Annotated in this window: 27 protein-coding genes; 12 read left to right on the forward strand and 15 right to left on the reverse strand. The window is 71.5% G+C overall.

The window, feature by feature from the left end; genetic code table 11:
* Positions 1 to 41 precede the first annotated feature (41 nt).
* A complete protein-coding gene (locus VLI41_RS00595) occupies positions 42 to 665 on the reverse strand; it encodes a trimeric intracellular cation channel family protein (RefSeq protein ID WP_325266146.1) in 624 nt (207 codons plus the stop codon).
* Positions 666 to 724: 59 nt separating this feature from the next.
* Between VLI41_RS00595 and ftsY the strand changes: the two genes are divergently transcribed.
* The gene (gene ftsY / locus VLI41_RS00600; protein WP_325266107.1) at positions 725 to 1669 is read left to right on the forward strand and encodes a signal recognition particle-docking protein FtsY; all 945 of its coding nucleotides are present in this window, start codon (positions 725 to 727) and stop codon (positions 1667 to 1669) included.
* A complete protein-coding gene (locus VLI41_RS00605) occupies positions 1666 to 2241 on the forward strand; it encodes an inner membrane-spanning protein YciB (RefSeq protein WP_325266108.1) in 576 nt (191 codons plus the stop codon). The genes ftsY and VLI41_RS00605 overlap by 4 nt, the downstream gene beginning before the upstream one ends.
* Here the strand turns inward: VLI41_RS00605 and VLI41_RS00610 are convergent.
* From VLI41_RS00610 to ccmA, 8 genes are all read right to left on the reverse strand, one after another.
* Positions 2238 to 2444 carry a hypothetical protein gene (locus tag VLI41_RS00610; RefSeq protein WP_325266109.1) on the reverse strand — a complete coding sequence of 69 codons (207 nt, stop codon included), beginning with the start codon at positions 2442 to 2444 and terminating at the stop codon, positions 2238 to 2240. The two genes, VLI41_RS00605 and VLI41_RS00610, sit on opposite strands and share 4 nt — an antisense overlap.
* A 75-nt stretch (positions 2445 to 2519) precedes the next feature.
* Positions 2520 to 2774 (reverse strand): hypothetical protein, encoded by a 255-nt coding sequence (locus VLI41_RS00615; protein ID WP_325266110.1) that lies wholly within the window; start codon positions 2772 to 2774, stop codon positions 2520 to 2522.
* Between the two features lie 52 nt (positions 2775 to 2826).
* Positions 2827 to 3366, reverse strand: coding sequence for a DsbE family thiol:disulfide interchange protein (locus tag VLI41_RS00620; RefSeq protein WP_325266111.1), 540 nt, complete (start codon positions 3364 to 3366; stop codon positions 2827 to 2829).
* On the reverse strand, positions 3363 to 3509 hold the full coding sequence (ccmD, locus tag VLI41_RS00625; RefSeq protein ID WP_325266112.1) for a heme exporter protein CcmD: 147 nt from the start codon (positions 3507 to 3509) through the stop codon (positions 3363 to 3365). Before ccmD ends, VLI41_RS00620 begins: the two co-directional genes overlap by 4 nt.
* A 3-nt stretch (positions 3510 to 3512) precedes the next feature.
* Positions 3513 to 4241, reverse strand: a complete 729-nt coding sequence (gene ccmC / locus VLI41_RS00630; RefSeq protein ID WP_325266113.1) for a heme ABC transporter permease CcmC — start codon at positions 4239 to 4241, stop codon at positions 3513 to 3515.
* A gap of 41 nt (positions 4242 to 4282) precedes the next feature.
* Positions 4283 to 4915: a Spy/CpxP family protein refolding chaperone gene (locus VLI41_RS00635; RefSeq protein ID WP_325266114.1), complete on the reverse strand. Its 633-nt coding sequence runs from the start codon at positions 4913 to 4915 to the stop codon at positions 4283 to 4285.
* A gap of 119 nt (positions 4916 to 5034) precedes the next feature.
* Positions 5035 to 5700, reverse strand: coding sequence for a heme exporter protein CcmB (ccmB, locus tag VLI41_RS00640; RefSeq protein ID WP_325266115.1), 666 nt, complete (start codon positions 5698 to 5700; stop codon positions 5035 to 5037).
* The gene (gene ccmA / locus VLI41_RS00645) at positions 5697 to 6296 is read right to left on the reverse strand and encodes a heme ABC exporter ATP-binding protein CcmA (protein ID WP_325266116.1); all 600 of its coding nucleotides are present in this window, start codon (positions 6294 to 6296) and stop codon (positions 5697 to 5699) included. The genes ccmB and ccmA overlap by 4 nt, the downstream gene beginning before the upstream one ends.
* 333 nt (positions 6297 to 6629) lie before the next feature.
* Here ccmA and acnA point away from each other — a divergent pair, with 333 nt between their 5' ends.
* From acnA to VLI41_RS00665, 4 genes are all read left to right on the forward strand, one after another.
* Positions 6630 to 9320 carry an aconitate hydratase AcnA gene (gene acnA, locus VLI41_RS00650; protein ID WP_325266117.1) on the forward strand — a complete coding sequence of 897 codons (2691 nt, stop codon included), beginning with the start codon at positions 6630 to 6632 and terminating at the stop codon, positions 9318 to 9320.
* 111 nt (positions 9321 to 9431) lie between these two features.
* A complete protein-coding gene (locus tag VLI41_RS00655) occupies positions 9432 to 10130 on the forward strand; it encodes a DUF1223 domain-containing protein (protein ID WP_325266118.1) in 699 nt (232 codons plus the stop codon).
* A gap of 348 nt (positions 10131 to 10478) precedes the next feature.
* A complete protein-coding gene (locus VLI41_RS00660; RefSeq protein WP_325266119.1) occupies positions 10479 to 10814 on the forward strand; it encodes a DUF2794 domain-containing protein in 336 nt (111 codons plus the stop codon).
* A gap of 65 nt (positions 10815 to 10879) precedes the next feature.
* Positions 10880 to 11770, forward strand: a complete 891-nt coding sequence (locus tag VLI41_RS00665; RefSeq protein WP_325266120.1) for a TauD/TfdA dioxygenase family protein — start codon at positions 10880 to 10882, stop codon at positions 11768 to 11770.
* 55 nt (positions 11771 to 11825) lie between these two features.
* On the opposite strand, the gene VLI41_RS00670 is transcribed toward VLI41_RS00665, so the two are convergent.
* Entirely contained in the window at positions 11826 to 12578 is a 753-nt protein-coding gene (locus tag VLI41_RS00670; RefSeq protein WP_325266121.1) for a Bax inhibitor-1/YccA family protein, read from the reverse strand.
* 121 nt (positions 12579 to 12699) lie between these two features.
* Here VLI41_RS00670 and thpR point away from each other — a divergent pair, with 121 nt between their 5' ends.
* Positions 12700 to 13236 (forward strand): RNA 2',3'-cyclic phosphodiesterase, encoded by a 537-nt coding sequence (gene thpR, locus VLI41_RS00675; RefSeq protein WP_325266122.1) that lies wholly within the window; start codon positions 12700 to 12702, stop codon positions 13234 to 13236.
* Between the two features lie 119 nt (positions 13237 to 13355).
* Here thpR and VLI41_RS00680 read toward each other — a convergent pair whose 3' ends face one another.
* On the reverse strand, positions 13356 to 13739 hold the full coding sequence (locus tag VLI41_RS00680) for a DUF2237 domain-containing protein (protein ID WP_325266123.1): 384 nt from the start codon (positions 13737 to 13739) through the stop codon (positions 13356 to 13358).
* Positions 13740 to 13793: 54 nt separating this feature from the next.
* On the opposite strand from VLI41_RS00680, the gene VLI41_RS00685 reads away from it, so the two are divergent.
* Positions 13794 to 14657 (forward strand): CoA ester lyase, encoded by an 864-nt coding sequence (locus tag VLI41_RS00685; RefSeq protein WP_325266124.1) that lies wholly within the window; start codon positions 13794 to 13796, stop codon positions 14655 to 14657.
* Positions 14658 to 14660: 3 nt separating this feature from the next.
* The gene (locus VLI41_RS00690; protein ID WP_325266125.1) at positions 14661 to 15104 is read left to right on the forward strand and encodes a hypothetical protein; all 444 of its coding nucleotides are present in this window, start codon (positions 14661 to 14663) and stop codon (positions 15102 to 15104) included.
* Positions 15105 to 15112: 8 nt separating this feature from the next.
* Here the strand turns inward: VLI41_RS00690 and VLI41_RS00695 are convergent, their stop codons facing one another.
* A complete protein-coding gene (locus VLI41_RS00695; RefSeq protein WP_325266126.1) occupies positions 15113 to 15532 on the reverse strand; it encodes an HIT domain-containing protein in 420 nt (139 codons plus the stop codon).
* A 146-nt stretch (positions 15533 to 15678) separates the two neighbouring features.
* Between VLI41_RS00695 and VLI41_RS00700 the strand changes: the two genes are divergently transcribed.
* A complete protein-coding gene (locus VLI41_RS00700) occupies positions 15679 to 16671 on the forward strand; it encodes a malate dehydrogenase (RefSeq protein WP_325266127.1) in 993 nt (330 codons plus the stop codon).
* Here VLI41_RS00700 and VLI41_RS00705 read toward each other — a convergent pair.
* From VLI41_RS00705 to VLI41_RS00715, 3 genes are all read right to left on the reverse strand, one after another.
* The gene (locus tag VLI41_RS00705; protein WP_325266128.1) at positions 16665 to 17456 is read right to left on the reverse strand and encodes a lysozyme inhibitor LprI family protein; all 792 of its coding nucleotides are present in this window, start codon (positions 17454 to 17456) and stop codon (positions 16665 to 16667) included. The two genes, VLI41_RS00700 and VLI41_RS00705, sit on opposite strands and share 7 nt — an antisense overlap.
* Before the next feature lie 68 nt (positions 17457 to 17524).
* The gene (locus VLI41_RS00710) at positions 17525 to 18883 is read right to left on the reverse strand and encodes a lysozyme inhibitor LprI family protein (RefSeq protein ID WP_325266129.1); all 1359 of its coding nucleotides are present in this window, start codon (positions 18881 to 18883) and stop codon (positions 17525 to 17527) included.
* A 186-nt stretch (positions 18884 to 19069) separates the two neighbouring features.
* Positions 19070 to 19786, reverse strand: coding sequence for a LytTR family DNA-binding domain-containing protein (locus tag VLI41_RS00715; RefSeq protein WP_325266130.1), 717 nt, complete (start codon positions 19784 to 19786; stop codon positions 19070 to 19072).
* Between the two features lie 458 nt (positions 19787 to 20244).
* Here VLI41_RS00715 and VLI41_RS00720 point away from each other — a divergent pair, with 458 nt between their 5' ends.
* Both VLI41_RS00720 and sucC read left to right on the forward strand, forming a co-directional pair.
* Positions 20245 to 23598 (forward strand): glycosyltransferase, encoded by a 3354-nt coding sequence (locus tag VLI41_RS00720; RefSeq protein WP_325266131.1) that lies wholly within the window; start codon positions 20245 to 20247, stop codon positions 23596 to 23598.
* Between the two features lie 145 nt (positions 23599 to 23743).
* The gene (gene sucC, locus VLI41_RS00725) at positions 23744 to 24943 is read left to right on the forward strand and encodes an ADP-forming succinate--CoA ligase subunit beta (protein WP_325266132.1); all 1200 of its coding nucleotides are present in this window, start codon (positions 23744 to 23746) and stop codon (positions 24941 to 24943) included.

Genomic DNA, 24943 nt, shown 5'->3' on the forward strand with positions numbered 1-24943 from the left:
CGGCGCCTCACCCGAGTCTTCGCTCGGGAGAGGGGCTTGGTTCATGGCGGCGCTCTCCCCGGGAAGCCGGGCAGCGACCATCTGAACACGATGGCGCCGGCGCGGGTGGCGAAGGCGAGGACGAAGCCTGCGAGGCTGGCCGGCCCGATGGGGAGGCCCGCGAGCCGCAGCCCCACGAAGGTCGCCGCGCCAACCAGCGCGGCGGTGATGTAGAGCTCGCGACGCAGCAGCACGGAGGGCTCTTCGGCCAGCACGTCGCGGACGATCCCACCGAAGGTGGAGGTGAGCACGCCCATGACGAGCGCCGACAGCGGCGGGACCCCGAGCGACAGCGCCTTCAGCGCGCCCACCACCGCGTAGGCGGCCATGCCGAGCGCGTCGAGCCACAGGAGGATCCGCTCGCCGCGCCGGCCCCAGCCGATCAGCCAGATCGCCAGGGCCGCCGCCAGCGTGACGAGGAGATAGGCGGGCCGCCCGACCCAGAACACCGGCGCGCCGATCAGCAGGTCGCGCAGCGTGCCGCCGCCGACGCCGGTGACCGCGGCGAAGAAGCCGAAGGTGACGATGTCGTGCTTGTGTCGGGCGGCGGCCAGCGCGCCGGTCGCCCCGAACACCGCCACGGCGGCGTAGTCGAGAAAGGTGAGGGCCCCCGCCAGCGCGTCCATGCGGCGCACCGTGAGGCGACGCGTGACGGGCCGCAACTCCGCGCGCTAGAAGCCGCCGCATGAGCGAACCGAAAAAGGGCTGGTTCCAACGCCTGACGGCGGGGCTGTCGCGCAGCTCGAAGCAGATGGGCGACCAGATCGCCCAGGTCTTCACCGTCAAGGAGCCGCTGAGCCGGGCCAAGCTCGACGAGCTGGAGGAGATGCTGATCGAGGCCGATCTCGGCCCGCACTCCGCCGGCCGGATCGCCGAGCGGTTCGCCGCCGAGAAGTTCGGCGCGGACGTGGGCGAAGCCGAGATCAAGGAAGCGCTCGCCCAGGCGATCGGCGACGAGCTCGCCGCCCGCGTCGGCCATTTCGACCCGCTCGCCGGCCCCAGGCCCTATATCGTGCTGTTCATCGGGGTGAACGGCTCGGGCAAGACCACCACGCTCGGCAAGATCGCCGCCGACCTTACCGGCCGCGGCGCCAAGGTGCTGGTGGTGGCGGGCGACACCTTCCGCGCCGCCGCGGTGGAGCAGCTCAAGGTCTGGGCCGACCGGGCGGGGGCGGACTTCATCGGCCGGCCGACCGGCTCCGACGCCGCCGGGCTCGCCTATGACGCCGTCGAGACGGCCAGGGCCAAGGGCTACGACGTGGTGCTGATCGACACCGCCGGGCGGCTGCAGAACAAGCAGGGGCTGATGGACGAGCTGTTGAAGATCATCCGGGTGATCAAGCGGCTGGACCCCGAGGCGCCGCACGAGACGCTTCTGGTGCTCGACGCCACGGTGGGCCGCAATGCGCTCGCCCAGGAGAACATCTTCGGCAACCAGATCGGCGTCTCCGGCATCGTCATGACCAAGCTCGACGGCACGGCGCGCGGCGGGGTGCTGGTGCCGGTGGCGCAGGCCTCGGACTCGCCGATCAAGCTGATCGGGGTGGGCGAGCAGATCGAGGATCTGCAGCCGTTCGACGCGCGCGCCTTCGCCCGCTCGCTGGTCGGGCTTTCGGATCCCGTCCGATGAGCCCGAAGCTCGGCCGCTGGGTGCGCCTGTTCGTCGACTATGCCGGGCTGGCCGCGTTCCTGGTCACCATCGCGGTCACCGGCAGCGCGATCGCGGCGAGCTGGGCGGTCGTGGCGGGCTCGCTCGCGGCGCTGGCGGCCGGGCTGGTGCTGGAGAAGCGCCTGGCCCCCATGCCGCTGGTGACGGCGCTGTTCGGGGTGATCTTCGGCGGCGCGACGCTGGTCTTCCACGACGAGCGCATCATCAAGATGAAGCTCACCATCCTTGACGGCGGCATCGCGCTGTTCCTGCTGACCGGCGCGCTGCGCGGCAAGAACCCCCTGAAGGCGCTGATGGGCGAGGCTTTCCACCTGCCGGACCCGGTGGTGCGCACGCTCACGCTTCGCTACGCGCTGCTGTTCGCCGCGCTGGCGCTCGGCAACGAGGTCGTCTGGCGAACCCAGTCGACGCGCGTCTGGGCGCTCTACAAGTTCCCCGGAACGGTCGTGCTGATCTTCCTCTTCGCGCTCAGCCAGACGCCGCTCATCCTCAAGCATGCGGAGCAGGAGCCGGAGCCCGGCCCGGAGGCCTAATGCGCCGAGACGGCCTTGGGGCCGGCGATCAGCGACGGACGGAGGTAGGGGGAGGCCATGCGGTCGTAGGGCTTTTCCGGCAGGCTTTTCATGATGATGTCGAGCATCATGCGGCTGTCCGCCCGAACCGGGGGCGGCTCGCCGTACAGCTCGCGCCAGAGCGCGGCTGCTTCTTCGTAGATCCGGTCTTCCCGTCCACTCATGTGAGGGCAAACTCGCGCCACGGGCGAGCGTTCCAGACTAAAGAAAGTTAATTTTCAGCGGCTTAGCTGTCGACGTCAGACCCGAATGTCGAGCAGCGAGCCGGGACGGAGCGTCTTTTGAGGCGCGTCCGCGATTTGGCCCGAGCGCGATTGCACCGGCGCGCGAGCGGACTGCGGCGCGGCCGTAGGCGCTGCGGGATGGCCGACGACGTTGCCCAGCGCCAGGTCGAAGAAGGCGCGCTGGGCGGCGAGCCGGGCCGGGTCGGTCCGCACCGCCGCAGGGTTCGGGGCCGCGGACGGCGGCATCGGCGGACGCACGGGCGGAATCACGGCGGGCTCTTGCGATTATGGTTAACGGCGCCCGAGATTGGCGGGCGGCGCCTCAACGGGCGGTTAACGCGCGCTTGGCCAGCGCCTCGGCGTCGGCGGCCTCCAGCGGCCCGCTGCGCTTGTCGAGCACGGTTCCGTCGGCGCCCACCAGATAGGTCTCGGGCACGCCGGTGACGCCGAACTCCACCCCGGCGCGGCCGTCGCCGTCCGCCAGGCGCCGCATGTAGGGATCGCCCAGCCGGGTGAGGAAGACGCGGGCGGCGTCCTGCGAGCCGCGCGGCGGAACGTCCTCGTAGGCGACGCCCACGATGCGCACGCCCTCGGCCTTCAGCTTCATCAGCGCCGGCGCCTCGACCTCGCAGGGGACGCACCAGGAGGCGAAGAAGTTGACCAGCACCGGGCCGCCCTTGGTGAGCTCGCGAAGCCGCACCGGCTGGCCGTCGTCGAGGCTCGGCAGGGTGACGTCGGGCATCGGCTTGCCGACCAGGGCGTGGGGCTCGACGTGGGGGTTTCGGTGCAGGGCGTAGGCCCCGAACAGGACGCCCAGGGCGACCAGGGCCGCCAGCGGCAGGATGGACAGCCAGCGGCTCATCGCCCGCCGCTCCGCCTCGCACGGCCCCGCCAGCGGCGCGCATGCCACAGGCTGGAAACGATCAGGCCCGCGAACACCAGGGCCGTCACGCCGTAGGCGGGCCAGATGTAGGCCGCGTACTTGCCGCCCGAGAGGTCAGCCATCGTTCACGCCCGGGCCGCCCGCAACACCGCCGCTTCGGCCCGCCGGCGCCAGACCTCGCCGCGGATGCGCACCAGCCACAGCGAGCCGAAAGCGGCCATATAGGCGAGGCCCATCAGCAGCAGCGGCCAGAGGTAGACCGTCGCCAGCGTCGGGCCGCCGAGCCGGAAAACCGAGGCGCCCTGGTGCAGGGTGTTCCACCAGTCGACGCTGAAGTGGACGATCGGCAGGTTGACCAGCCCGACGAGCGCCAGGATGGCGGCCGCGCGCCCGGCCTTGGCCTCATCGTCGATCGAGGCGCGCAACGCGATGTAGGCGATGTAAAAAAGGAACAGGACGAGCACCGAGGTCAGCCGCGCGTCCCACACCCACCAGGCGCCCCACATGGGCCGACCCCAGAGCGAGCCCGTGACCAGCGCCAGGAAGGTGAAGCCGGCGCCGAGCGGGGCCGCCGCCTGGGCCGCGGCGTCGGCCAGGACGTGCCGGAACACCAGCGCCAGCAGGCTCGCGACGCCCAGGCAGAAATAGACGAACAGGCTCATCCAGGCCGCCGGAACATGGATGAACATGATCCGCACCGTCGCACCCTGCTGGTAGTCGTCGGGCGCGGTCCAGCCGAGATAGAGGCCGGCGATGCCCAGCACCGCGGCGATGATCCCGAACATCGGGGCGGCCCAGCGCGAGAACGCCATGAACCGCTCCGGATTGGCGAGGAAGGCGGGCGCGGCGACCATGCGGGCGGATTAGCTCCCGCCGCGCCCGGCCGCAAGCCGACCTAAAGCCTGGGCGGCGGCGGGACCGGCGGAACTGGCGGCGGCGGCATCGGCGGCATGTGCGGCATGGGGCCGACCATGCGGATCCGGTGGATCATCCGCATGTGGCCGCCGGCCAGGTGCAATTCGTCGAACGCCTTCTTCTGGGCCGGATCGAGCTGGTCGTAGAACGCCCGCGTGGCGCGGATCCGGGCGTGCGCCGCCGCATCGTGGGCGGCGAGCCGCCTCTCCATGTCGGCGAGCCGCTGCGGGGTGGTCTCGGCGCTCTCGCGGTCCTCGGAGCGGAACGCCATCGGGCGGTCCGGCTGGGAGGCGTTCACAAAGGCTTGCAGCGCCGCCTCCTGGCTGGGACGGAGCTGCAGCAGGTTCCGCAGATGCTGCGCCATGTCCAGGTGGGGGTCGCCCATGGCGTGGGCGTCGACCATCGTCGTGCGGCCGTCGCGGGTGATGGTGAGCTTGCCGGCGGCGTCGCGCTCGACGCGCACCTCGTGGGCCTCACCGTCGCGCACGGTGCGCACGACAGTCTCGGAGACGCCCTTGGGCGCCGGCGCCGGCTGGGCGAACGCCGCGGCGCCCGCCGCCGCGTAGAGGGCGAACGCCGCGCCCGCGAAGAGGTAGCTGCACCGCCGGATCATCGCCGTCCTCCAGATGATTGGCCGAGCTTGCAGGCTCGCCAGCGATGATGGCGAAAAGGCGCCCGCGGACCGGTGGCTCGCCTTAAACCTTCGTAATGTCGGCGTCGGCTCGCCTACGGCTAGGCCAGCGCGTTGCGGCAGGCGGCGGCCATGGCGAGGGGACCCAGCGCGATCGCGGCTGCGGCGTAGGCGGCGAGCAGGGCGAGGCCCGCCTGCCAGGGCAGGCCCGAATCCGCCGCCGACAACGCCCCGCCGCCGAAGATCACCGGCGGGGTGAACAGCGGCAGCACGATGACCGCGGTGAGCAGCCCGCCGCGCCGGGCGCCCAGGCTGAGCGCCGCGCCGACACCGCCCACGAACGCGAAAGCCAGCCCGCCTGCGATCGCGCAAGCGAAGATCAGCGGCATGAGCGCAGGCGAAGCCCCGAGGCCGACCGCGGCGATCGGGGCGGCGAGCGCCAGCGGCGCGCCGGTGGCGATCCACTGGCCGAGGCACTTGACGGCGCAGGTCAGCTCCAGCGGCGCGGGCGACAGCGCCAGCAGGTCCAGCGCGCCGTCCTCGAAATCGCGCTCGAACAGCCGCTCGAGCGAGAGCAGGGAAGCGAGCGCCAGGGCCACCCAGGCGAAGCCGGTGGCGACCGCGGCGAGCCGCTGGCTCTGCGGCCCGATCGCCAGCGGCACGAGCGTGGCGACGCCGGCGTAGAAGCCGAGGGTCACCAGCGGCCCGCCGCCACGGCCCCAGGCGAGCGCGGTCTCGCGGCCGAGCAGGGCGGAAAGCCGGCTCACGCGAGCTCCAGGGTCTTGGCGGGAATCGGCAGCGGATCGTGCACCGCCGCCAGGATCAGGCCGCCCCCGGCCAGGTGCCCGGCCATGATCTCCCCGAAGCGGGTTCGCCAGCCGGCGTCCAGCGGCGCGAGCGGTTCGTCGAGAAGCCAGAGCGGCCGCGGCGCGGCCACCAACCGGGCAAGCGCCAGGCGCCGCCGCTGGCCGGCCGAGAGACGGCGCACCTCGAAGCCCAGCAGGGCTCCCAACTGCAGCGCCTCCGCCGCGGCGCGGGCCGCCTCGGCCGAACCCCCGCACCAGAGGCTCCAGAAGCGCAGCTCCTCCCAGGCGGTGCGGGCGGGCTTCAGCCCGTCCTGATGGCCCACGAGGTGCAGGCCGCCGCCGCGCGCGCTTTCCGGATCGGAGCCTCCGAAGGCGATCTCGCCGGCCTCCACAGGAACCAGGCCCGCCAGCGCGCGCAGCAGGCTCGTCTTGCCGGCGCCGTTCGGACCGATGAGCGCACAGGCCTGCCCGGCCCCAAGCTCGAGCGAGAGCGCTTCGAACAGCACCCGCCCGCCGCGGCGGACGCTCAGGTCGCGAAGCGATAGGGAATTGATCATCCTACCTCCCCCGTTCACGGGGGAGGGGGACCGCTCGCCGCAGAGCGAGTGGCGGAGGGGGCGAGCCGGCGCACGGCAGAACCCTCGCCCTTCCCACCATCGGCTCATCCCCCGGCTCAGGGCCGGGGTCGGCCGACGGTCCCCCCTTCCCATGAATGGGAAGGGCAGGTCCCCGCGCATGGACGCGCCGGAGAGCGCGGTCTATGAAGCGGCCGGCCGCCGCCGCCCCGAGGGACGTACGCTGCGCGGGGACGGAACCTGTGTGTCCGCCTCCAGACGCGCGCGATCCCTGGGGTCGTGGCTCGGCCGGGAACAGAAGAAGGATCCCCCCAGATGGCGTCAGTCGACAGCCTGAAAACCCGCCGCGAGCTCGTGGTGGGCGACAAGAGCTATGCTTACTACAGCCTTCGCGCCGCCGAGGAAGCTGGACTTTCGGGCATCTCGCGCCTGCCGATCTCGATGAAGGTCCTGCTGGAGAATCTGCTGCGCAACGAGGACGGCAAGTCGGTGGGCCTCGACGACCTCAAGGCGGTCGCCGCCTGGATCGACAACAAGGGCGCGGTCGAGCACGAGATCAGCTTCCGTCCGGCCCGGGTGCTGATGCAGGACTTCACCGGCGTGCCGGCGGTGGTGGATCTCGCCGCCATGCGCGACGCGATGGTCACCCTCGGCGCCGACCCGGAGAAGATCAATCCGCTGAACCCGGTGGACCTGGTGATCGACCATTCGGTGATGGTCGACTACTTCGGCACGCCCAAGGCGTTCGGCGAGAACGTCGAGCGCGAGTACGAGCGCAACATGGAGCGCTACCGCTTCCTGCGCTGGGGCTCCTCGGCCTTCAACAACTTCCGCGTCGTGCCGCCGGGCACCGGCATCTGCCATCAGGTGAACCTCGAGTACCTCGCCCAGACGGTGTGGACCAACGAGGCGGACGGCGTCGCGACCGCCTATCCGGACACCCTGGTCGGCACCGATTCCCACACCACCATGGTCAACGGCCTGTCGGTCCTGGGCTGGGGCGTGGGCGGCATCGAGGCCGAGGCCGCGATGCTCGGCCAGCCGATCCCCATGCTGATCCCCGAAGTCGTGGGCTTCCGGGTCGACGGCAAGCTGCCGGAGGGAGCGACGGCGACCGACCTGGTGCTGACCGTGACCCAGATGCTGCGCAAGAAGGGCGTGGTCGGCAAGTTCGTGGAGTTCTACGGCCCCGGCCTCGCCAACCTGACCATCGAGGACCAGGCGACCATCGCCAACATGTCGCCGGAGTACGGCGCCACCTGCGGCTTCTTCCCGATCACGCACGCGACGCTGGAGTATCTGAAGGCCACCGGCCGCGACCCGGCGCGGGTGGCGCTGGTCGAGGCCTACGCCAAGGAGCAGGGCATCTGGCGCGAGCCCAGCGATCCCGATCCGGTGTTCACCGATACGCTGCAGCTGGAGCTCGCCGAAGTGAAGCCCTCGCTCGCGGGCCCGAAGCGGCCGCAGGACCGGGTGCTGCTGTCGGAGGCCAGCGGCGAGTTCAAGGACGCCATGACCGGCGAATTCGGCAAAGGCGACGAGCTCGGCAAGCGGGCGCCGGTGGACGGCGAGACCTTCGATCTCGGCCACGGCGACGTGGTGATCGCGGCGATCACCTCGTGCACCAACACCTCCAACCCCTCCGTGCTGATCGCCGCCGGCCTGGTCGCCAAGAAGGCGGCCGAGAAGGGGCTGCGGGTGAAGCCGTGGGTGAAGACCTCGCTCGCGCCGGGCTCGCAGGTGGTCACCGATTATCTGAAGGCGGCCGGCCTGACCAAGTCCCTGGACAGCCTGGGCTTCAACCTGGTGGGTTACGGCTGCACGACCTGCATCGGCAACTCGGGGCCGCTGCCCGAGCCGATCTCCGAGGCGGTCAACAAGGAAGACCTGGTGGCGGTCTCTGTGCTCTCCGGCAATCGCAACTTCGAGGGCCGGGTGAACCCCGACGTGCGCGCCAACTACCTGGCCTCGCCGCCGCTGGTGGTCGCCTATGCGCTCGCCGGTTCGATGCTGGTGAACCTGGCCCAGGACCCGCTCGGCGAAGGCAAGGACGGCAAACCCGTCTACCTGAAAGACATCTGGCCGTCGGCCGAAGAGATCTCGGGCCTGCAGCGCAAGCACGTCACCGACAAGATGTTCGCCACCCGCTACGGCGACGTCTTCAAGGGCGACAAGAACTGGCAGGGGATCAAGGTCGCCGGCGGCAAGACCTACGCCTGGGACATGGGCTCCACCTACGTCCAGAACCCGCCCTACTTCCAGGGCATGGGCATGGAGCCCGAGCCGATCAAGGACGTGATCGAGGCGCGCGTGCTGGGCGTGTTCGGGGATTCCATCACCACCGACCACATCTCGCCGGCCGGGTCGATCAAGGCCACCTCGCCGGCCGGCGTCTATCTGCGCGAGCACCAGGTGCCACAGTCGGAGTTCAACTCCTACGGCTCGCGGCGCGGCAACCACGAGATCATGATGCGCGGCACCTTCGCCAACATCCGCATCCGCAACCGCATCACCCCCGACATCGAGGGCGGGGTCACCAAGCACTTCCCCTCCGGCGAGGTGATGTCGATCTACGACGCGGCCATGCGCTACCAGGCCGAGGGCCGGCCGCTGGTGGTGTTCGCGGGCAAGGAATACGGCACCGGCTCCTCGCGCGACTGGGCGGCCAAGGGCACCAAGCTGCTGGGGGTGCGCGCGGTGATCGCCGAGAGCTACGAGCGCATCCACCGCTCGAACCTGGTGGGCATGGGCGTGCTGCCGCTGCAGTTCACCCAGGAAGGCTGGCACAAGCTGGGGCTGACCGGCGAGGAGATCGTCTCGATCCGCGGGCTCTCGGACCTTAGTCCCAAGAAGCAGCTGATCGTCGAGCTGTACCGGCCCTCCGACGGGCGGATCGCCCGGTTCCCGGTGCGCTGCCGGATCGATACGCCGACCGAGCTGGAATACTTCCGGAACGGCGGGGTCCTCAACTACGTGCTTCGCAACCTCGCGCGGCAGGCGGCCTGAGGCGGCATGCCAGGAGCGGCGCGCCCGGGTGGCTTGCCTGGGCGGCCGCCGGCGCCTACTCACACCATGTTGAAACGCCCTGCGGCCATATCTCCGCTTAATTGCGCCCCGATGCGGAACGCCGCGCTCCTCAGCCTGATCCTCGCCGCCTTGCCCTGCGCCGCCGTGGCGAAGATGCCGGTGGTGGTCGAGCTCTACACCGCCCAGGGCTGCGGCTCCTGCGGGGCGGCTGACGCCTATCTGGCCAAGCTCGCCGAGCAGCCCGGCGTGCTCGTGCTCACCTTCCCGGTGGACTACTGGGACTATCTCGGCTGGAGCGACACCTTCGCCAAGCCCGAGTTCGCCGATCGTCAGAAGGCCTACGTGGCGAAGCTTTCGCTGCGCGAGCCCTACACGCCACAGGTGGTGGTCGACGGACAGTTGCAGGCCACCGGCCTGAAGACCGAGCACATCGAGAGCCTGGTGAAGGAGGCGGCCCATGCCCGGCACAATCCGCCGGACATCAAGTTCATCGCCGGCGGCCGGCGGGTCGACGTGGGCTCCGGCCACGCGCCGGCGGGCGGAGCCGACGTCTGGCTGATCCGCTACGATCCGCGCGAGCAGGACGTCGCGGTCAAGAGCGGCGACAACCGCGGCCAGACCATCGTGCAGAAAAACGTGGTGCGGGAGATGGCGCGCCTGGGCGCCTGGAAGGGGCGCCCCAGGGCCTACAAGCTGCCCGCCCCCGGCGAAGACGGCCTGAAGACCGTGATCGTGGTGCAGCAGGCGCACGGCGGCCGCATCCTCGGCCTGGCCGAGCAGAAGAGCTGACCAGGGGGCGAAGCCCGTCTCGCCCGACCACCCGATGCGGGTGGAAATGCAAAAGCCCGCGCGGCGAGGAGAGAGACGCCGCGCGGGCTCACGCTGGGGGAGGAGAAAGTAGCTGTCGGTCGATCGGGCTGCCGATCCAGGGGGGCTGGGGGGGCTGTTCAGGATCCGGGACCCGCACCGCCGACCAACCGACGCTCATAACATCGGGGGCGCATCTGGCGCGCGCGGGACCGAAATAAGGTCATTTCGCGGCGCGGCCCCGCCGTTGTTGCGGGGCTGTGTCGGAGCCATCCGCCGCAACCCGGGGCGCTGGCGCACGTTGCGGAATCCAGTCTAGGCTGGAGGTGCATGGCTTTCGATCCGCCCTACGCGCAGGCCCGGTCGGCGCGCGTCTTCTTCGAGCGACCCGAGCTCGACCGGCTCCTCTCCCTCTATGGCCGCATGGTCGCCGCCGGCGAATGGCGGGACTACGCGATCGACGGGCTCTCCGACTCGGCGGTGTTCTCGGTGTTCAAGCGCGCCTCGGAGGCGCCGCTCTACCGCATCGAAAAGCGCCCGGCGCTCGCCCGCCGCCAAGGCGCCTGGGCCGTCGTCGGCCAGGGCGGCCATATCCTGCGCCGCGCGCAGGAGCTGGATCAGGTCCTCCGGTTCTTCGAGCGGGGACGATTCCGCGTCGTCGACTAGCGCCCATCTGGACTCCGGCGTGGCGGAGGCGGAAGCTTCCGCGCGCAGTCCAACGGAGTCCGGCCATGTCGGTAGCCACGCTTCCCAAGCCGTCCAAGCATGTCCCGCTCGGCGAGCCGCGGCGGACCGAGTACCGGAGCTTCCGCGTCACGCCCGTCTCGCCGCATACCGGAGCCGAGATCCGCGGGCTCGACCTGTCGGACCTGAGCGGCGAGGAGTTGGAGGATATCCGCGAAGCCTGGGCCGACTGGCTGGTGCTGGTGTTCCGCGACCAGGTCCTGGACCGCCAAGCCCACAAGGCCTTCGGCCGGAATTTCGGCCGGTTGCACGTGCATCCGATGCACCACGGCCGGCCCGACGAGGATCCGGAGATCCTGCTCGTCAAGACCACCGCGAAGTCGCCCTACACCGCCGGCGAAGCCTGGCACACCGACGTGAGCTGCGATGCGATCCCGCCGCTCGGCTCGGCGCTCTACATCACCGAAACGCCCGAGTGCGGCGGCGGCGACACCCTGTTCGCCAACATGTACATGGCCTACGAGATGCTCTCGGCGCCGATGAAGGCCTTCCTCGAGGGCCTCCAGGCGGTGCACGACGGCGCCATGCCCTATGTCGGCAACTATGGCTCCGCGCCGCCCGAGGGCGGCTATCCGCGCCACGAGCATCCGGTCGTCACCCGTCACCCGGTGACCGGCCGCAAGGTGCTCTATGTGAATTCCGGCTTCACCACCCACATCGCGGGCCTGCAGCGCTGGGAGAGCCGCGCGATCCTCGATATGTGTTTCTCGCTGCTGCAGCGCGAACCCAAGCTGCACTGCCGCGTGCGGTGGGAGCCGAACACCCTGACCCTGTGGGACAACCGCTGCACGCAGCACCACTCGGTGTGGGACTATTATCCCTATTCCCGCTACGGCGAGCGGGTCTCGATCGTCGGCGAGGAGCCGCCGGCCCGCTGATGCGAAAAGCCCCGGCGAGCGATCGCCGGGGCTTCGTCGTCGGTTCCGGGCCGGCTCAGCGGCGAGCGCCGAACAGGCGCAGCAGGAACATGAACATGTTGAGGAAGTCGAGATAGAGGCTGAGCGCCCCAAAGTTGGTGGCGACGCCGAGCCGCACCTGATCGCCGCCGATCTGGTAGTAGGTCATCTTCAGGCGCTGGGTGTCGTAGGCCGTCAGCCCCGCGAAGATCAGCACGCCGAGCACGCTGATGATGAAGTTGAAGCCGGCCGGGTGCCAGAAGACGTTCACGAGCATCGCGACCACCAGGCCAATGAGCCCCATCATCAGGAAGCTGCCGATACCGGTGAGGTCGCGCTTCGTCGCGTAGCCGAACAGACTGAGCGCGCCGAACGCGGTCGCCGTGATCAGGAAGGTCGAGGCGAGCGAGGCGCCCGTGTAGAGCAGGGTGATCGCGCCGAGGCCCGCGCCGAACACGGACACTGTCGCCCAGTACAGGATGCCGCTTCCCTTCACCGTCGGGTTGCGCATGCCGAAGAGCATGACGAGCATGATGGCCAGCGGCGAATAGGCCACCAGCGTGCCCAATCCCGTGTAACCCGCCAGGTGGCCATCGGGGGTCAGGCGATAGAGAAGCTGCTGGACGGGCGCAAACTGGCCGGTCACCCAGGCCAGGGCCGCCGAGACGACGAGGCCCAGCGCCATCTTGTTGTAGACGCCGAGCATGTAGCTGCGAAGTCCCGCGTCCACCGACATGTCGGCGCGGTCCGCGGGGACCGTGCGCGCGTAGCCGCGGTTGAAGTCGCTCATGGGAGGCAAAGCCCTCTGATTCGGACGCCCAAATCGGGCGCATTCGAAATATCGGGTCCGCTTGAGGCGGAAGCAAGGCCCTAGGTGGCCGCGGCGCCCGGCCGGCGCTAGAGAGCCCTCCATGATCCGCCTGTTCGCCGCGCTCGCGATACCCGCCGAGATCGCCGCCGGCCTCGCCAGGCGCCAGCCCGACATCGAGGGCGCGCGCTGGCGGCCGCCGGAGTCGCTGCACGTGACGCTCAGGTTCTTCGGCGACATCGTCGAGAACGTTGCGCGCGACCTCGATGCGGAGCTCTCAGGCCTGAACGGCGGCGGCTTCGAGATCGCGCTGCAGGGCGTGGGCGCGTTCGGCGAAGGGCGCGACATCCATGCGATCTGGGCCGGTGTGGCGGAGAGCGCGGCGCTCACGCGCCTGGCCAAGGCCTGCGAGACGGCGGCCCGGCGGGCGGGGCTGAAGCCCGAGCGTCGCCACTATCGACCGCACGTCACCCTGGCCTATCTGCGGCGGCCCGACCCGGCCGAGGTCGCCGGCTGGATTCAGGCCAACAACCTGCTGAAATCGCCGCCCATCGCGGTCGACCGCTTCGGGCTCTATTCGAGCCGCCAGACCAAGGAAGGCTCGGCCTACCGCCTGGAGGCGGAGTACTTGCTGTCGTAGTTCCTCACCGCAGGGGGAGGTGGTCCGGAGGACCGGAGGGGGTTTCATCCGCTGACGTCTGAGCGGAAACCCCCTCAGTCGCTTCGCGACAGCACCCCCTCGTGGGAGCAACTCGGGAGCTACGCCTCCACCGCGTGGTCCTTCAGGACGCCCAGGGGCACGATGGCGAGCGTCTCCTCGTGGGTGGCCTCCAGCACCACCTTGGGGGCGGCGCCGGCGTCGAGCGCCTCCTTCCAGCGCGGCGCGCACAGGCACCAGCGGTCGCCCGGCTTCAGGCCCGGGAACTGCGCCTCCGGGAGCGGGGTGGAGAGGTCGTTGCCGACCGCCTTGGAGAAAGCCAGGAACTCCGCCGTCATCACCGCGCAGACGGTGTGCATCCCGAGGTCCTCGTGGCTGGTCTCGCAGCAGCCGTTGCGGAAGAAGCCGCTCATCGGCCGGGTGGAGCAGGGCGCAAGCTCGCCGCCGAGCACGTTGCGGGCGGACGGGTCGTAGCGAGTGGTCATGACCCCATCCTAGCGGCTAAAGCTTGGGGCCTCCACGCGCCAAGGAGCTCCCGGATGAACCAGGACCGTCCCCGCCGCAGCGCGCTCTACCTGCCGGGCTCGAACCCGCGCGCGATCGAGAAGGCGCGGACGCTGCCCTGTGACGTGGTGATCCTGGACCTGGAGGATTCCGTCGCCCCGGAGGCGAAGGCCGAGGCGCGGCGCCTGGCCACGGGCGCGATACGGGCCGGCGGATTCGGCGCGCGCGAGGTGGTGATCCGGGTCAACGGGCTGGACACCCCCTGGGCGGCCGAGGATCTGCAAGCGGCCGCCGAAGTCGGGCCTGACGCCATCCTGCTGCCCAAGGTGTCCTCGCCGCAGGACGTGGCGAACTTCGCCCGAGAGGTCGGCGGGCGGGCCCGCCTGTGGGGGATGATCGAGACCTGCCAGGCGGTCTTCCGGCTGGACGTCCTGGGTCAGGCGAGCCGGGAGCACGGTCTCGACGTCTGGGTGATCGGCGCCAACGACCTCGTCAAGGAGATGCGCTGCGAGCCGGGCGCGGACCGCGCGCCGCTGTCACCGGCGCTGTCGCTGGCGGTGATGGCCGCCCGGGCGCACGGGCTCTCGATCCTGGACGGGGTCTTCAACGACATCCCCGACCTGGCCGGCCTGGAGCGGGAGTGCGAGCAGGGGGCGCGGCTGGGCTTCGACGGCAAGAGCCTGATCCATCCGAGCCACCTCGAGGTCGCCAACCGCATCTTCGCGCCGGCCCCCGACGAGGTCGCCTGGGCGCGTGCGGTGGTCGCCGCCTACGATCGTCCGGAGAACGCCGGCCGGGGGGTGATCAAGGTGGAGGGCCGGATGCTCGAGCGACTGCACCTGGCGCAGGCCCAGCGCCTCATCGCCGTGGCCCAGGCGATCGCCGGCGAGAGCGCCTGAGCCATGCGACGGGTCCTGCTGACGCTGGTCGCGCTCATCGCCACGGCGCGCGCCGGATGGGCATCGGGCGAGGCCGCCCCCAACGACCAGGCCTATGACGCCCGCGTGCGCTCGTCCTTCCGCGCGGCGGAGTCCTTCCAGGGCCCGCTCGACGGCGGCTGGGCCCTGAGCGCCGCGAGCGGGGCGGCGCTGTTCGACCTGCGCTTTGTCGACGCCGGCGACGGACTCCAGGCGGTCTGGCGGGACCTGCGCCGCCCGGGCGCGCTCGACGCCTCGGGGACGGTCGACGAGGTGACGCGCCGAGGGCGCAGCCTCACGCTCCGTTTCCACCGCCGGCCGGACGCCGAGGACGTCCTCGAGCTTCGGTCCACCGCCGGCGGCTGGACCGGGGAACTCACCGAGCACGGCCGGAGACTTCCCGTCCGGCTGGCCCGCAGTTCGCCCTGATCCGGGCCTCAGAGCCCCAGCGTCGCGCGCGCCACGGCCATCGCGCGATCGAAGGCCTCCGGCCGATAGGCGCCGGCTTGGCCATGGCCCCAGACCGGTCCCGGCCAGGCGGCGTCGTCCGGCCGGCGGCCCACCACGTGCAGATGCAGCTGCGGCGTCAGGTTGCCGAGCTGGCCGACGTTGAGCTTGGCGACCTCCCGGCCGAGCGCGACCCCGATCGCCCGCACCGCATGCCCGGCGGAGAGGATTTCCTCGATCAACAGGCGGCGTTCGTCCGGATGCAGGTCCTCCAGCTCCCGCGCGCCCTCAACGCGCGGGATCAGCACCACCCAGGGGAAGCGCGCGTCGGCCTGCAGGCGCGCGTGGCACAGAGCGAGGTCGCCGAGCGCCTCGGAGGTCGCGAGGAAGGCGGGGGCGAGCTCGAACATGGCCCCGTTCAGCACGAACCGGACGGACGCGCCACGGCTATCTTCCGGGGCCTTCGCCTGCGGCATTGCGGCAGGGCCGCCGCTGCGTTAGGGACCCGCCACCCGCGCCCCGGCGCCGGCCCTCGAGATCCTCAGCGGAGCATGTCATGGCGACGAAGCAGCCCATTCGCGTGGCGGTGACCGGGGCCGCCGGCAACATCGGCTACGCCGTGCTGTTCCGCATCGCCTCGGGCGAGATGCTGGGCCCGGACCAGCCGGTCATCCTGCAGCTCCTGGAGATCCCGGCCGAGGGCCCGCAGAAGGCCCTGAAAGGCGTGGGCATGGAGCTGGAGGACTGCGCCTTCCCGCTGCTCGCGGACATGGTGCTGACCGATGACCCGAAGATCGCCTTCCGCGACGCGGCCTGGTGCCTGCTGGTGGGCTCCAAGCCGCGCGGGCCCGGCATGGAACGGGCCGATCTCCTGAAGGACAACGGCAAGATCTTCGTGGCCCAGGGCCAGGCGATCGACGAGGTCGCCGCCGACAACGCGCGCATCGCGGTGGTCGGCAACCCGTGCAACACCAACTGCATGATCGCCGCGAGCCAGGCGAAGCGCCTGCCGAAGGACCGTTTCACCGCGATGGTGCGGCTCGATCAGAACCGCGGCCAGGCGCTGCTCGCCAGGAAGGCGCGCGTGCCGGTCGAGGAGGTCAGCGAACTGTTCATCTACGGCAACCACTCGCCGACCATGTTCGCCGACTTCACCCACGCCAGGATCGGCGGCAAGCCTGCGGCCGAGGTGATCGGAGACCGGGCCTGGCTGGAGAGCGAGTACCTGCCGACCGTCGGCAAGCGCGGGGCGGCGGTGATCGAGGCGCGCGGGCAGAGCTCGGCGGCCTCGGCGGCGAACGCCCTGATCGACCACGTCCGCGACCTCGCCACGCCCGGCCGGTTGCACGCGGTGGCGGTGAATTCACACGGCCGCTACGGCTTCGCCGAGGGGATCTGGGCCGGCATGCCCGTCCGCTCGACCGCAGACGGCTACGAGGTCGTGACCAGCTACCAGATGGACGACTTCGCCAAGTCGAAGATCAAGATCACCAACGACGAGCTGGTCTCCGAGCGCGACACCGTGAAGGAGATGCTGGGCGCTCAGTAGCCCGGGCCGCCATCGTCGTCATCGGCCGGGCCGCCGGGGTCCTGCGCGATCTGGTTCAGTTCGTCGATGCGCTGCTGATAGACCTCGGCGAGCGCGCGGCGCGAATGGCGCGCGGCGTCCTCGCGGATCGCCAGCCAGTCGCGCTGGTCGGCCCGGATCGCGCCTGGCGGGGCGCCGGAAGCCAGGGCCCGCCGGTAGGCGCGCGCCAGCTCGCGGTCGGCGGCGGAAAGGCCCGGATCCTCGCACACCATGAGCTCGGCGCCCGGGCGGGCGGTCGCGCAGGCGTCGCTGGCGCGGGCCTCCGGCGGCGGCCGCTGGATCGCCGGCAGAGGCGGGGGCGGCGCCAGGCGCGGGAGGGGCGGCCCCGACGCCTCGCTCGGCGCTGACGTCGCGGTGTCCCCGGCCGCCTGTGGCCCGGCCGGGGCCGGGGTCGGCGCCGCTTCAGCCCGCGGGATCTGCGCCGGAGCGCTCGGCAGCACGTCGAGCTTGCCGCCCCGGGGCTGCGGCGGGGGGGCCGGATGGGCCACCTCGATGGGCACGGCGCGACCCGGCGCGGCGAGATCCGGCTGGCTCGCGCCGGCGCCGCCCTGCAGGTTCGGTCGGGCCCAGAGGCCGAACACCAGGCCGAGCGCCACGGCCACGGCCGCGCCGAGGATCAGCCCGTTGCGGGAGATCGACGGAAGCCGGCGACGCGGCTCGGGGCCGCGCGGCGCATCCGGCCCGGGAGCCGCAAACCCGCGGTAGGTCGCGTCCGACCAAGGCTCGCCCTGGCGGTCGATCGGCATGGCCAGACTCCAAATGCTGCTCGCCGGCCTAATCCTCTGGGCGGCTCCGCCGTTGCAATCGCGGCGCTTCAGTCGTGCGGGTTGCGCGCCAGGTCCTCGAGCTCGGCGATCCGCGCCTGATAGACGTCGCGCACCGCCCACGGCGCCTCGCGCGCCGCCGCCGCCCTGGCCGCCACCCACCGCTGCTGCTGGCGGCGAAGCTCGGCCGGCGGCACGCCGGCGGCTTCGGCCTGCTGGTAGGCGCGGTTCATCCGTCGCTCCGCCGAGCTGAGCTGCGGATCGGCGCAGGCGAGCGCCTCGCCCGGATCGGCCGAGACGCAGCGGGGGGCGCTGGCCAGTCGGATGGACGCCGTCCCCTTCAGCGGTCGCGGCGGCGGCTCGGGCGCGGGCTTGGCGTGTTGCCGCGCCACCTTGGCGAGCACGTGGGCGAGGATGGCCAGACCCTTCTTGCGGCGAGCTTCGGCCTTGGCCAGCGTCGCGGTCTTGGCTCTGGCCTGGGCGACAGCCTGGGCCCTGGCCGCCGCCCGGGCCTCGGCGAGCGCCGCGGACGTCTCATGGGCGCGTTCCTGGACGGCCAGCCGCTCGGCCTTGCGGCGCTCCGCCTTGGCGAGCGCCTCGGCCCGCGCCTTCTCGGTCAGTCGCTCGGCCTTGCGTGCGGCCTCGGCGCGGGCGGCGAGCTTCTCGGCGCGCGCCTCGGCGACAGCTTCCAGCCTGGCGGCCTGCTCGGCCCTGGCTTCCGCCCGCGCCGCCTTGCGCGTTTCGAGGCGGGCGAGCCGCTCGGCCGCGATCCGCCTGCGCTGTTCGGCGATCTCGACGGGATCGGGCGGCTTGCGCGCGGCGGCGGGCTTCGGCGCTCCAACGGAGTGGGCGGCGGACTCGGCCCTGGGCCCTGCCGCGCTCGGCTGCGGATCGGGCCGGATCTCGGCGATCCGCAGCAGGGCGGCCTCGGCCGAGGCGATCAGGCCATGGGCGAGCGGTCGCGCGCGCTCGGCGAAGGAGGGCTCCGGCGCGCGGTCGCCGAGCACAGGCTCGGCCAGGCGCGGCGCATCGGCGCGCATCAACCCGCCCGGAGGCCGGTCGCGCGCGCCAGGCGGCTCGGGCGAAGGCGGGCGCTCCGGAAGCGCGACCGACAGGCTCCGGGGCGGCCCGGCGGACGCGGCCCCGGAGCGTGGCGTCATCACCTCCAGCGGCTTGCCGAGCGGGGCCGGGGTGTCGTCGAACACGATCTGCAGCTTGCGCTGGCCAACGGAGGGCGCCTCGGGCGCAGCAGCCAGCTTCGGCGCCTCGCCGCGCTCGCCGATCGCCGGGCGGGCCCACAGCCCGAGCCCCACGCCGAGCGCACAGGCGCACGCCACCCCACCCAGCAGCAGGTAGCGATGCCTGGGGACGGCGGCCTCGGCCGTCTCGTCCATCTCGTCTTGGACCATGGGCGACACCCCGAACGCTGGTCCCTCGACGATCGAAGCCCTGGCCGCCTCGCCGCCCTCACGGCGAAACCGCTGGGAGCTACGAACTCTCTCCCGCGCCACAATTAGACCCAATTCCCACGGTGACGCCAGAACCTTGAGCGTGGACGGATGGTCTCAGCGCGGCGCGGGCGTCCAGGCCGGCGCCTAGATCCAGCCGCGACCGCGGAGCTGGCGGGCGTAGGTGCGGCTGACCGGGACCTGCGAGCCGTCCTTCAGGGTCAGCACCGCGCGGCCATCGCCCCGCTGGGCCTCGACGACGGCGGCGCGCGCCACCCACCACGAGCGGTGCACCTGGGCGCCTTCCAGGCCACCCAGCTCGTCGATGGCGTCGGAGAGCCGCAGGAGGATCAGGTCCTGGCCCTTGGAGGTGTGCAGGCGCAGGTAGTGGTCCTCGGCCTCCACCGCCCAGACCTCGGCGCCGCGCAGCTTGAGCGGCAGCCGCTCCAGGAACTTCGGCGGCGCCTCGCTGCGGGACGCGGCCGAGCGCCGCCCGCGGGCGATCAGCACCGCCAGCACCGAGGCGGCGATGCAGATCAGCAGGGTCTCCCAGAGCATGCCGGGCAGGGCCGCGACGGGCGGGGCGCGCCCGCTCGCCGCCGTCGCGCCGAGCCAGACGACGAGCCCCATCGGCGCGGCCATGATCAGCCCGGCGACGAAGCCCAGGCGGAGCGCGCCGCGATCCCAATAGCCCAGGCGCGCGGCGATGCGCACGCTGGCCAGCCCCAGGAGGGAGCCGATCCAGCTGTAGGCGAAGTACTGGGCGCTGCGCAGCGCGATGGCGCCCGGCGGACCGCTGAACAGGCTGAGCAGGCTGAGGAAGGCCGCGACCCCGGTCCCGACCGCCAGGACGCGCAGCGTCATGCGAAGCGTTACGGGCGCCGGTCGCGAAGGCTGGACGGCGCCGGGCGGCGGCTCGCGAAACTCCTCCGCCGCTTCACGCACGCTCTGCTGCACCTTTCCGACCGCTCCGCCGCACGCCGCGCGACGCCGGCCGCCGCGTCACAGATCTCCCGGAGGAGAAGTGCCGGGCCAAGCTCTGTCAACCTCGGCCCGCCGCGCCCCGCTGCGCCGCTCCCTGGCCCGAGCGGCGACCCGGGCGAGGCTGGCGGCGCGGTGGCAGGATGTCGCACGGCTGGCCCGGCTGATCGGCGCCTTCGCGGTCGGCGGCCTCGGGATCGCCGGCGCGACGGCCATGCCGCCCGGCCGGCTGCTGCGGGCGGCCGTCTTCAGCTGGCGTTCAGAGCCAAAGGCGCGTCTAGCTTCCGACACCTTCGCGGCCCATATGTCGGCCCCGAAGTAAGGGGGCGTCCCAGGCTGAGATGGCCGATCTTGTCTTCCACGATCCGACGGGCAAGCGGGCGCGTCTCGTCCGCCTGTCGGGCGGCCTCGCCCTGGCCTTCGCCGCCTTCCTGGTGGCGAGCTTCTTCGCCACCCTCGCGTTCGCCCCGCACCTGCCCAGCCTGGCGCTGAAGGACCCGCGCGTCCTGCAGGCGCTGCACCAGGAGAGCGCGCATCGCCTGAAGGGCCGCCGCGAGTGGACTCGCATCCCGCATCCGAAGTCCTTCTACGGCGGCAGCCAGTCGCGGCCGCTGGCGGTGGGCTTCTACGTCTCCGACGACGAACGCTCGCGCGCCTCGCTCGCCGACCACATCGACCAGCTCGACGTGGTCTCCCCGCAGTGGATCCGCATCGCCGGCTCGAAAGGCGAGGTGGAGATCACCTCCGACGCCGAAGCCCGCGCGATCATCGGCTCGGCCAAGAAGCCCCCGTCGATCCTGCCGGGCGTCTACAATGCGCGCGAAGGCGTCTTCAACGGCCGCGAGGCCGACGACCTGATCCTCGATCCGGCGGCGCGCAAGCGGCTGGTGCAGAACCTCGTCGACCAGGCCCAGAAGCGGGGCTACGCCGGCTATGTCTTCGACCTCGAGAACCTGACGCCCCAGGCCCAGGCCGTCTATCCGCGCCTGATCGCCGAGGCGCGCGCGGCGCTGAAGCCGCTCGGCCGGGAGGTGTGGGTCACCGCCCTGTTCGCCGACGACAGCGCCCCGGTGAAGCAGCTGCAGGCCGCCTCCGACGCGGTGGTGCTGATGGCCTACGACCAGCACTGGGGCGGCGGCGACCCGGGTCCCGTAGCCGGCCAGGAGTGGTTCGAGCACCAGCTCGAGAAGCGCATGGGCGAGCTCGATCCGGCGCGCACCGTGCTGGCCCTGGGCGCCTACGGCTACGACTGGCTGCTGCCGCACGGCAAGGAGAAGGGCTCGGCCTCGGCGGTGACCTTCGACGAGGCCACCCAGGCGGCCCACGATTCCGGCGCCCAGCCGGTGATGGACGACACCGAGCTCAACCCGCACTACGCCTACAAGGACGACAGCGGGCGCGACCACCAGGTGTGGTTCCTCGACGCCTCGACGATGTTCAACCAGATCCGGGTCGCCGACGCGTTCCGCCCCATGGGCTACGCGTTCTGGAAGATGGGCGGCGAGGATTCGCTGGACTGGAAGCTCCTGCGCCACGGCTATGGCGCGGCCAGCGCCCAGGGGCTGGACATCCTCAAGCCCGGCCAGGACGTCGACTTCGACGGCCAGGGCGAGATCCTGCACGTCTCCGACACGCCCAAGCCCGGCCACCGGGCCCTGGAGTTCGATCCCGACAACGGCCTGATCTCAGGCGAGACCTACGACCTCCTGCCGACCTCCTACGTGATTCAGCGCTACGGCTTCCACCCGGGCCTGGTGGCGCTCACCTTCGACGACGGGCCCGACGGCCGCTGGACGCCGAAAATCCTGGACATCCTGAAGGAGAAGCACGCGCCGGCGACCTTCTTCGTGATCGGCAAGAACATGCAGCGCTTCCCCGACCTGGTGGCGCGCGAGGTGCGCGAGGGCCACGACGTGGGCGGCCACTCCTGGACCCACCCGGACATCGCCTACATCCCGACCGCCCAGACGATGGTGGAGCTGACCGCGAGCCAGCGGCTGTTCGAGACCATCACCGGCCGCTCCATGCGCCTGTTCCGGCCGCCGTTCTTCGGCGACGCCGAGCCGTCCACCCCGCGCGAGGTCAGCCGCGTCCTGCTCGCCCAGCAGGAAGGCTACCTGACGGTGGGCCTCCGGATCGATCCGGACGACTGGAAGAAGCCCGAGCCGCAGCACATCATCGACACCACGCTGTCGCGCCTGCAGGACACGGTCCGCCCGGGCCAGGTGGTGCTGCTGCACGACTCCGGCGGCGACCGCAGCCGCACCGTCACCGCCCTGCCCACGCTGATCGACGCCATCCGGGCGCGCGGCTACAAGCTGGTGACCGTCGCCCAGCTCGCCGGGATGACGCCCGAGCAGGCCATGCCGCCGACCCCGCGCTCCTCCCTCGAGCTGATGCTCGACCGGCTGGGCTTCGGCTTCTTCCACGACGTGGAGATGCTGCTCTCGTGGCTGTTCATCGGAGCCATCGCGCTGGGCGTGGGGCGGCTCCTGATGCTGGCCCCGCTGGCCCTGCTGCACCGCGCGCTGATCGGGCGCCGCACCCCGCCGGACCTCGACCCGGAGACCGGGCCGCTGGTCAGCGTGCTGATCCCCTGCTTCAACGAGGAGAAGGTCATCGTCTCCTCCGTCCGCCGGATCCTGGCCTCCAACTGGAAGCGGATGGAGATCCTGGTGCTCGACGACGGCTCCGGCGACCGCACGGCCGAGGTGGTGAAGCGGGCCTTCGCCGACGAGCCGCGGGTGCGGCTGATGAGCTTCGAGAACGGCGGCAAGGCGCGTGCGCTGAACCGCGGCCTGGTGGAGGCTCAGGGCGACGTGATCGTGGCGCTGGACGCCGACACCCTCTTCCCGCCCGACACCATCGGCAAGCTCGCCCGCTGGTTCGTCGACCCGAAGGTGGGCGCGGTGGCCGGCAACGCCCTGGTCGGCAACCGCCGCAACCTGATCACCCGCTGGCAGGCGCTGGAATACGTCACCGCCCAGAACCTGGAGCGCCGGGCGCTGGCCGCCCTGGGCGCGGTCACCGTCGTCCCCGGCGCAGTCGGCGCCTGGCGCCGCTCGGCGCTGGAGGCGCTCGGCGGCTATCCCGCCGACACCCTGGCCGAGGATCAGGACCTCACGCTGGGCGCCCAGAGGGCCGGCTGGCGCATCGCCTTCGACCCGGCGGCGCGCGCCTACACCGAGGCGCCGGAGACGGTCTCGGGGCTGCTGAAGCAGCGGTTCCGCTGGTCGTTCGGCACGCTGCAGTGCCTGTGGAAGCACCGCGCCGGGCTGTTCGACCCCAAGCACCCGGTGCTGGGCTACGTGGCCTTGCCGCAGATCTGGCTGTTCCAGATCCTGCTGACCGCCATCGCGCCGCTGGTCGACCTGGCCATCGTCTGGAGCCTGATCGCCTCGCTCTACAGCTGGGCCTTCCACTGGCAGGAGTGGTCGCCCGACGACCTGATGCGGCCGGCCTTCTACTGGGCGGCGTTCATCTTCCTGGACCTCTCGGCGGGCGCGCTGGGCATGGCCCTGGAGCGGCGCGCGCCCTGGGGCGATGTGGCCTGGCTGCCGGTGCAGCGGTTCGGCTACCGGCAGCTGATGTACTCGGTGGTGGTCCGCTCGATCGATGCGGCGCTGAACGGGGTGCGGGTCAGCTGGGGCAAGCTGGAACGTCGCGCCACCGCCGCCCTCGAAGGGGCGCGCTGACCCGGTCTCCACGCGCAGCCGGAGACCCGTGTTTTACGGACTTCACGCGGTTGTCATCGCCGGACGCGGCGCCTATAACCGCCGCCACTCGCCGCCGGGCCCGCCCTGGCGGCGAGGCGATTTCGGCTCGCGCCTCAAAGGCCTCATGAACATCCACGAACACCAAGCCAAAGCCGTCCTCGCAGAGTTCGGCGTGGCGGTTCCGCGGGGCTTTCCCGCCTTCTCGCCCGACGAAGCCGCCGAGGCGGCCAAGAAGCTCCCCGGCCCGGTCTATGTGGTGAAGTCGCAGATCCACGCCGGCGGCCGCGGCAAGGGCCGCTTCGAGGGCCTGGGGCCAGAGGCCAAGGGCGGCGTGCGGGTGGTGAAGAGCGTCGAGGAGGTGCGAGCCAACGCCCAGGAGATGCTGGGCCGGGTGCTGGTGACCCACCAGACCGGCGCGCGGGGCAAGCCGGTCCGTCGCCTCTATATCGAGGAAGGCGCCCAGATCGCCCAGGAGCTCTACCTCTCGCTGCTGGTCGACCGCGAGACCAGCCGGGTCGCCGTCGTCGCCTCCACCGAGGGCGGCATGGACATCGAGGAGGTGGCCGCCAAGACGCCCGACCGGATCGTCACCTTCACCATCGATCCGGCGACCGGGGTGTGGCCGCACCACGGGCTGATGCTGGCCAAGGCTCTGCGGCTCTCCGGCGAGCTCGCCAAGCAGGCGCGCACCCTTTTGGGCCAGCTCCATGCGGCGTTCACGGCCAAGGACATGAGCCTCCTGGAGGTCAACCCGCTGATCGTCACCGCCGATGGTCAGCTGCGCGTGCTCGACGCCAAGGTCGCCTTCGACGACAACGCCCTCTTCCGGCATCCGGAGATCCGCGAGCTGCGCGACGAGACCGAGGAGGACCCCAAGGAGATCGAGGCCGCCAAGTACGAGCTCTCCTATATCGCCCTCGACGGCGAGATCGGCTGCATGGTCAACGGCGCGGGCCTGGCCATGGCGACCATGGACATCATCAAGCTCTACGGCGCCGAGCCCGCCAACTTCCTGGACGTCGGCGGCGGGGCGACGCGGGAGAAGGTGACCGCCGCCTTCAAGATCATCATGGCCGACCCCAACGTGAAGGGCATCCTGGTCAACATCTTCGGCGGCATCGCGCGCTGCGACGTGCTGGCCGAGGGCATCGTGGCGGCGGTGAAGGACGTGCACCTGTCCGTGCCGCTGGTCGTGCGGCTGGAGGGCACCAACGCCGAGCTCGGCAAGCAGATCATCCGCGACTCCGGGCTCAACGTGATCCCGGCCAACGATCTCGCCGACGGCGCCGAGAAGATCGTCAAGGCCGTGCGGGGGGCCGCCTGA

The sequence above is a fragment of the Phenylobacterium sp. genome (assembly GCF_035475775.1).
Lineage (GTDB): Bacteria > Pseudomonadota > Alphaproteobacteria > Caulobacterales > Caulobacteraceae > Phenylobacterium.

Bases quoted from the DNA above. Each gene is read 5' to 3' on its own strand.
- VLI41_RS00595 (WP_325266146.1), bottom strand. From the start codon at position 665: ATGGACGCGCTGGCGGGGGCCCTCACCTTTCTCGACTACGCCGCCGTG.
- ftsY (WP_325266107.1), top strand. From the start codon at position 725: ATGAGCGAACCGAAAAAGGGCTGGTTCCAACGCCTGACGGCGGGGCTG.
- VLI41_RS00605 (WP_325266108.1), top strand. From the start codon at position 1,666: ATGAGCCCGAAGCTCGGCCGCTGGGTGCGCCTGTTCGTCGACTATGCC.
- VLI41_RS00610 (WP_325266109.1), bottom strand. From the start codon at position 2,444: ATGAGTGGACGGGAAGACCGGATCTACGAAGAAGCAGCCGCGCTCTGG.
- VLI41_RS00620 (WP_325266111.1), bottom strand. From the start codon at position 3,366: ATGAGCCGCTGGCTGTCCATCCTGCCGCTGGCGGCCCTGGTCGCCCTG.
- ccmD (WP_325266112.1), bottom strand. From the start codon at position 3,509: ATGGCTGACCTCTCGGGCGGCAAGTACGCGGCCTACATCTGGCCCGCC.
- ccmC (WP_325266113.1), bottom strand. From the start codon at position 4,241: ATGGTCGCCGCGCCCGCCTTCCTCGCCAATCCGGAGCGGTTCATGGCG.
- VLI41_RS00635 (WP_325266114.1), bottom strand. From the start codon at position 4,915: ATGATCCGGCGGTGCAGCTACCTCTTCGCGGGCGCGGCGTTCGCCCTC.
- ccmA (WP_325266116.1), bottom strand. From the start codon at position 6,296: ATGATCAATTCCCTATCGCTTCGCGACCTGAGCGTCCGCCGCGGCGGG.
- acnA (WP_325266117.1), top strand. From the start codon at position 6,630: ATGGCGTCAGTCGACAGCCTGAAAACCCGCCGCGAGCTCGTGGTGGGC.
- VLI41_RS00655 (WP_325266118.1), top strand. From the start codon at position 9,432: ATGCGGAACGCCGCGCTCCTCAGCCTGATCCTCGCCGCCTTGCCCTGC.
- VLI41_RS00660 (WP_325266119.1), top strand. From the start codon at position 10,479: ATGGCTTTCGATCCGCCCTACGCGCAGGCCCGGTCGGCGCGCGTCTTC.
- VLI41_RS00665 (WP_325266120.1), top strand. From the start codon at position 10,880: ATGTCGGTAGCCACGCTTCCCAAGCCGTCCAAGCATGTCCCGCTCGGC.
- VLI41_RS00670 (WP_325266121.1), bottom strand. From the start codon at position 12,578: ATGAGCGACTTCAACCGCGGCTACGCGCGCACGGTCCCCGCGGACCGC.
- thpR (WP_325266122.1), top strand. From the start codon at position 12,700: ATGATCCGCCTGTTCGCCGCGCTCGCGATACCCGCCGAGATCGCCGCC.
- VLI41_RS00680 (WP_325266123.1), bottom strand. From the start codon at position 13,739: ATGACCACTCGCTACGACCCGTCCGCCCGCAACGTGCTCGGCGGCGAG.
- VLI41_RS00685 (WP_325266124.1), top strand. From the start codon at position 13,794: ATGAACCAGGACCGTCCCCGCCGCAGCGCGCTCTACCTGCCGGGCTCG.
- VLI41_RS00690 (WP_325266125.1), top strand. From the start codon at position 14,661: ATGCGACGGGTCCTGCTGACGCTGGTCGCGCTCATCGCCACGGCGCGC.
- VLI41_RS00695 (WP_325266126.1), bottom strand. From the start codon at position 15,532: ATGTTCGAGCTCGCCCCCGCCTTCCTCGCGACCTCCGAGGCGCTCGGC.
- VLI41_RS00700 (WP_325266127.1), top strand. From the start codon at position 15,679: ATGGCGACGAAGCAGCCCATTCGCGTGGCGGTGACCGGGGCCGCCGGC.
- VLI41_RS00705 (WP_325266128.1), bottom strand. From the start codon at position 17,456: ATGCCGATCGACCGCCAGGGCGAGCCTTGGTCGGACGCGACCTACCGC.
- VLI41_RS00710 (WP_325266129.1), bottom strand. From the start codon at position 18,883: ATGGTCCAAGACGAGATGGACGAGACGGCCGAGGCCGCCGTCCCCAGG.
- VLI41_RS00715 (WP_325266130.1), bottom strand. From the start codon at position 19,786: ATGACGCTGCGCGTCCTGGCGGTCGGGACCGGGGTCGCGGCCTTCCTC.
- VLI41_RS00720 (WP_325266131.1), top strand. From the start codon at position 20,245: ATGGCCGATCTTGTCTTCCACGATCCGACGGGCAAGCGGGCGCGTCTC.
- sucC (WP_325266132.1), top strand. From the start codon at position 23,744: ATGAACATCCACGAACACCAAGCCAAAGCCGTCCTCGCAGAGTTCGGC.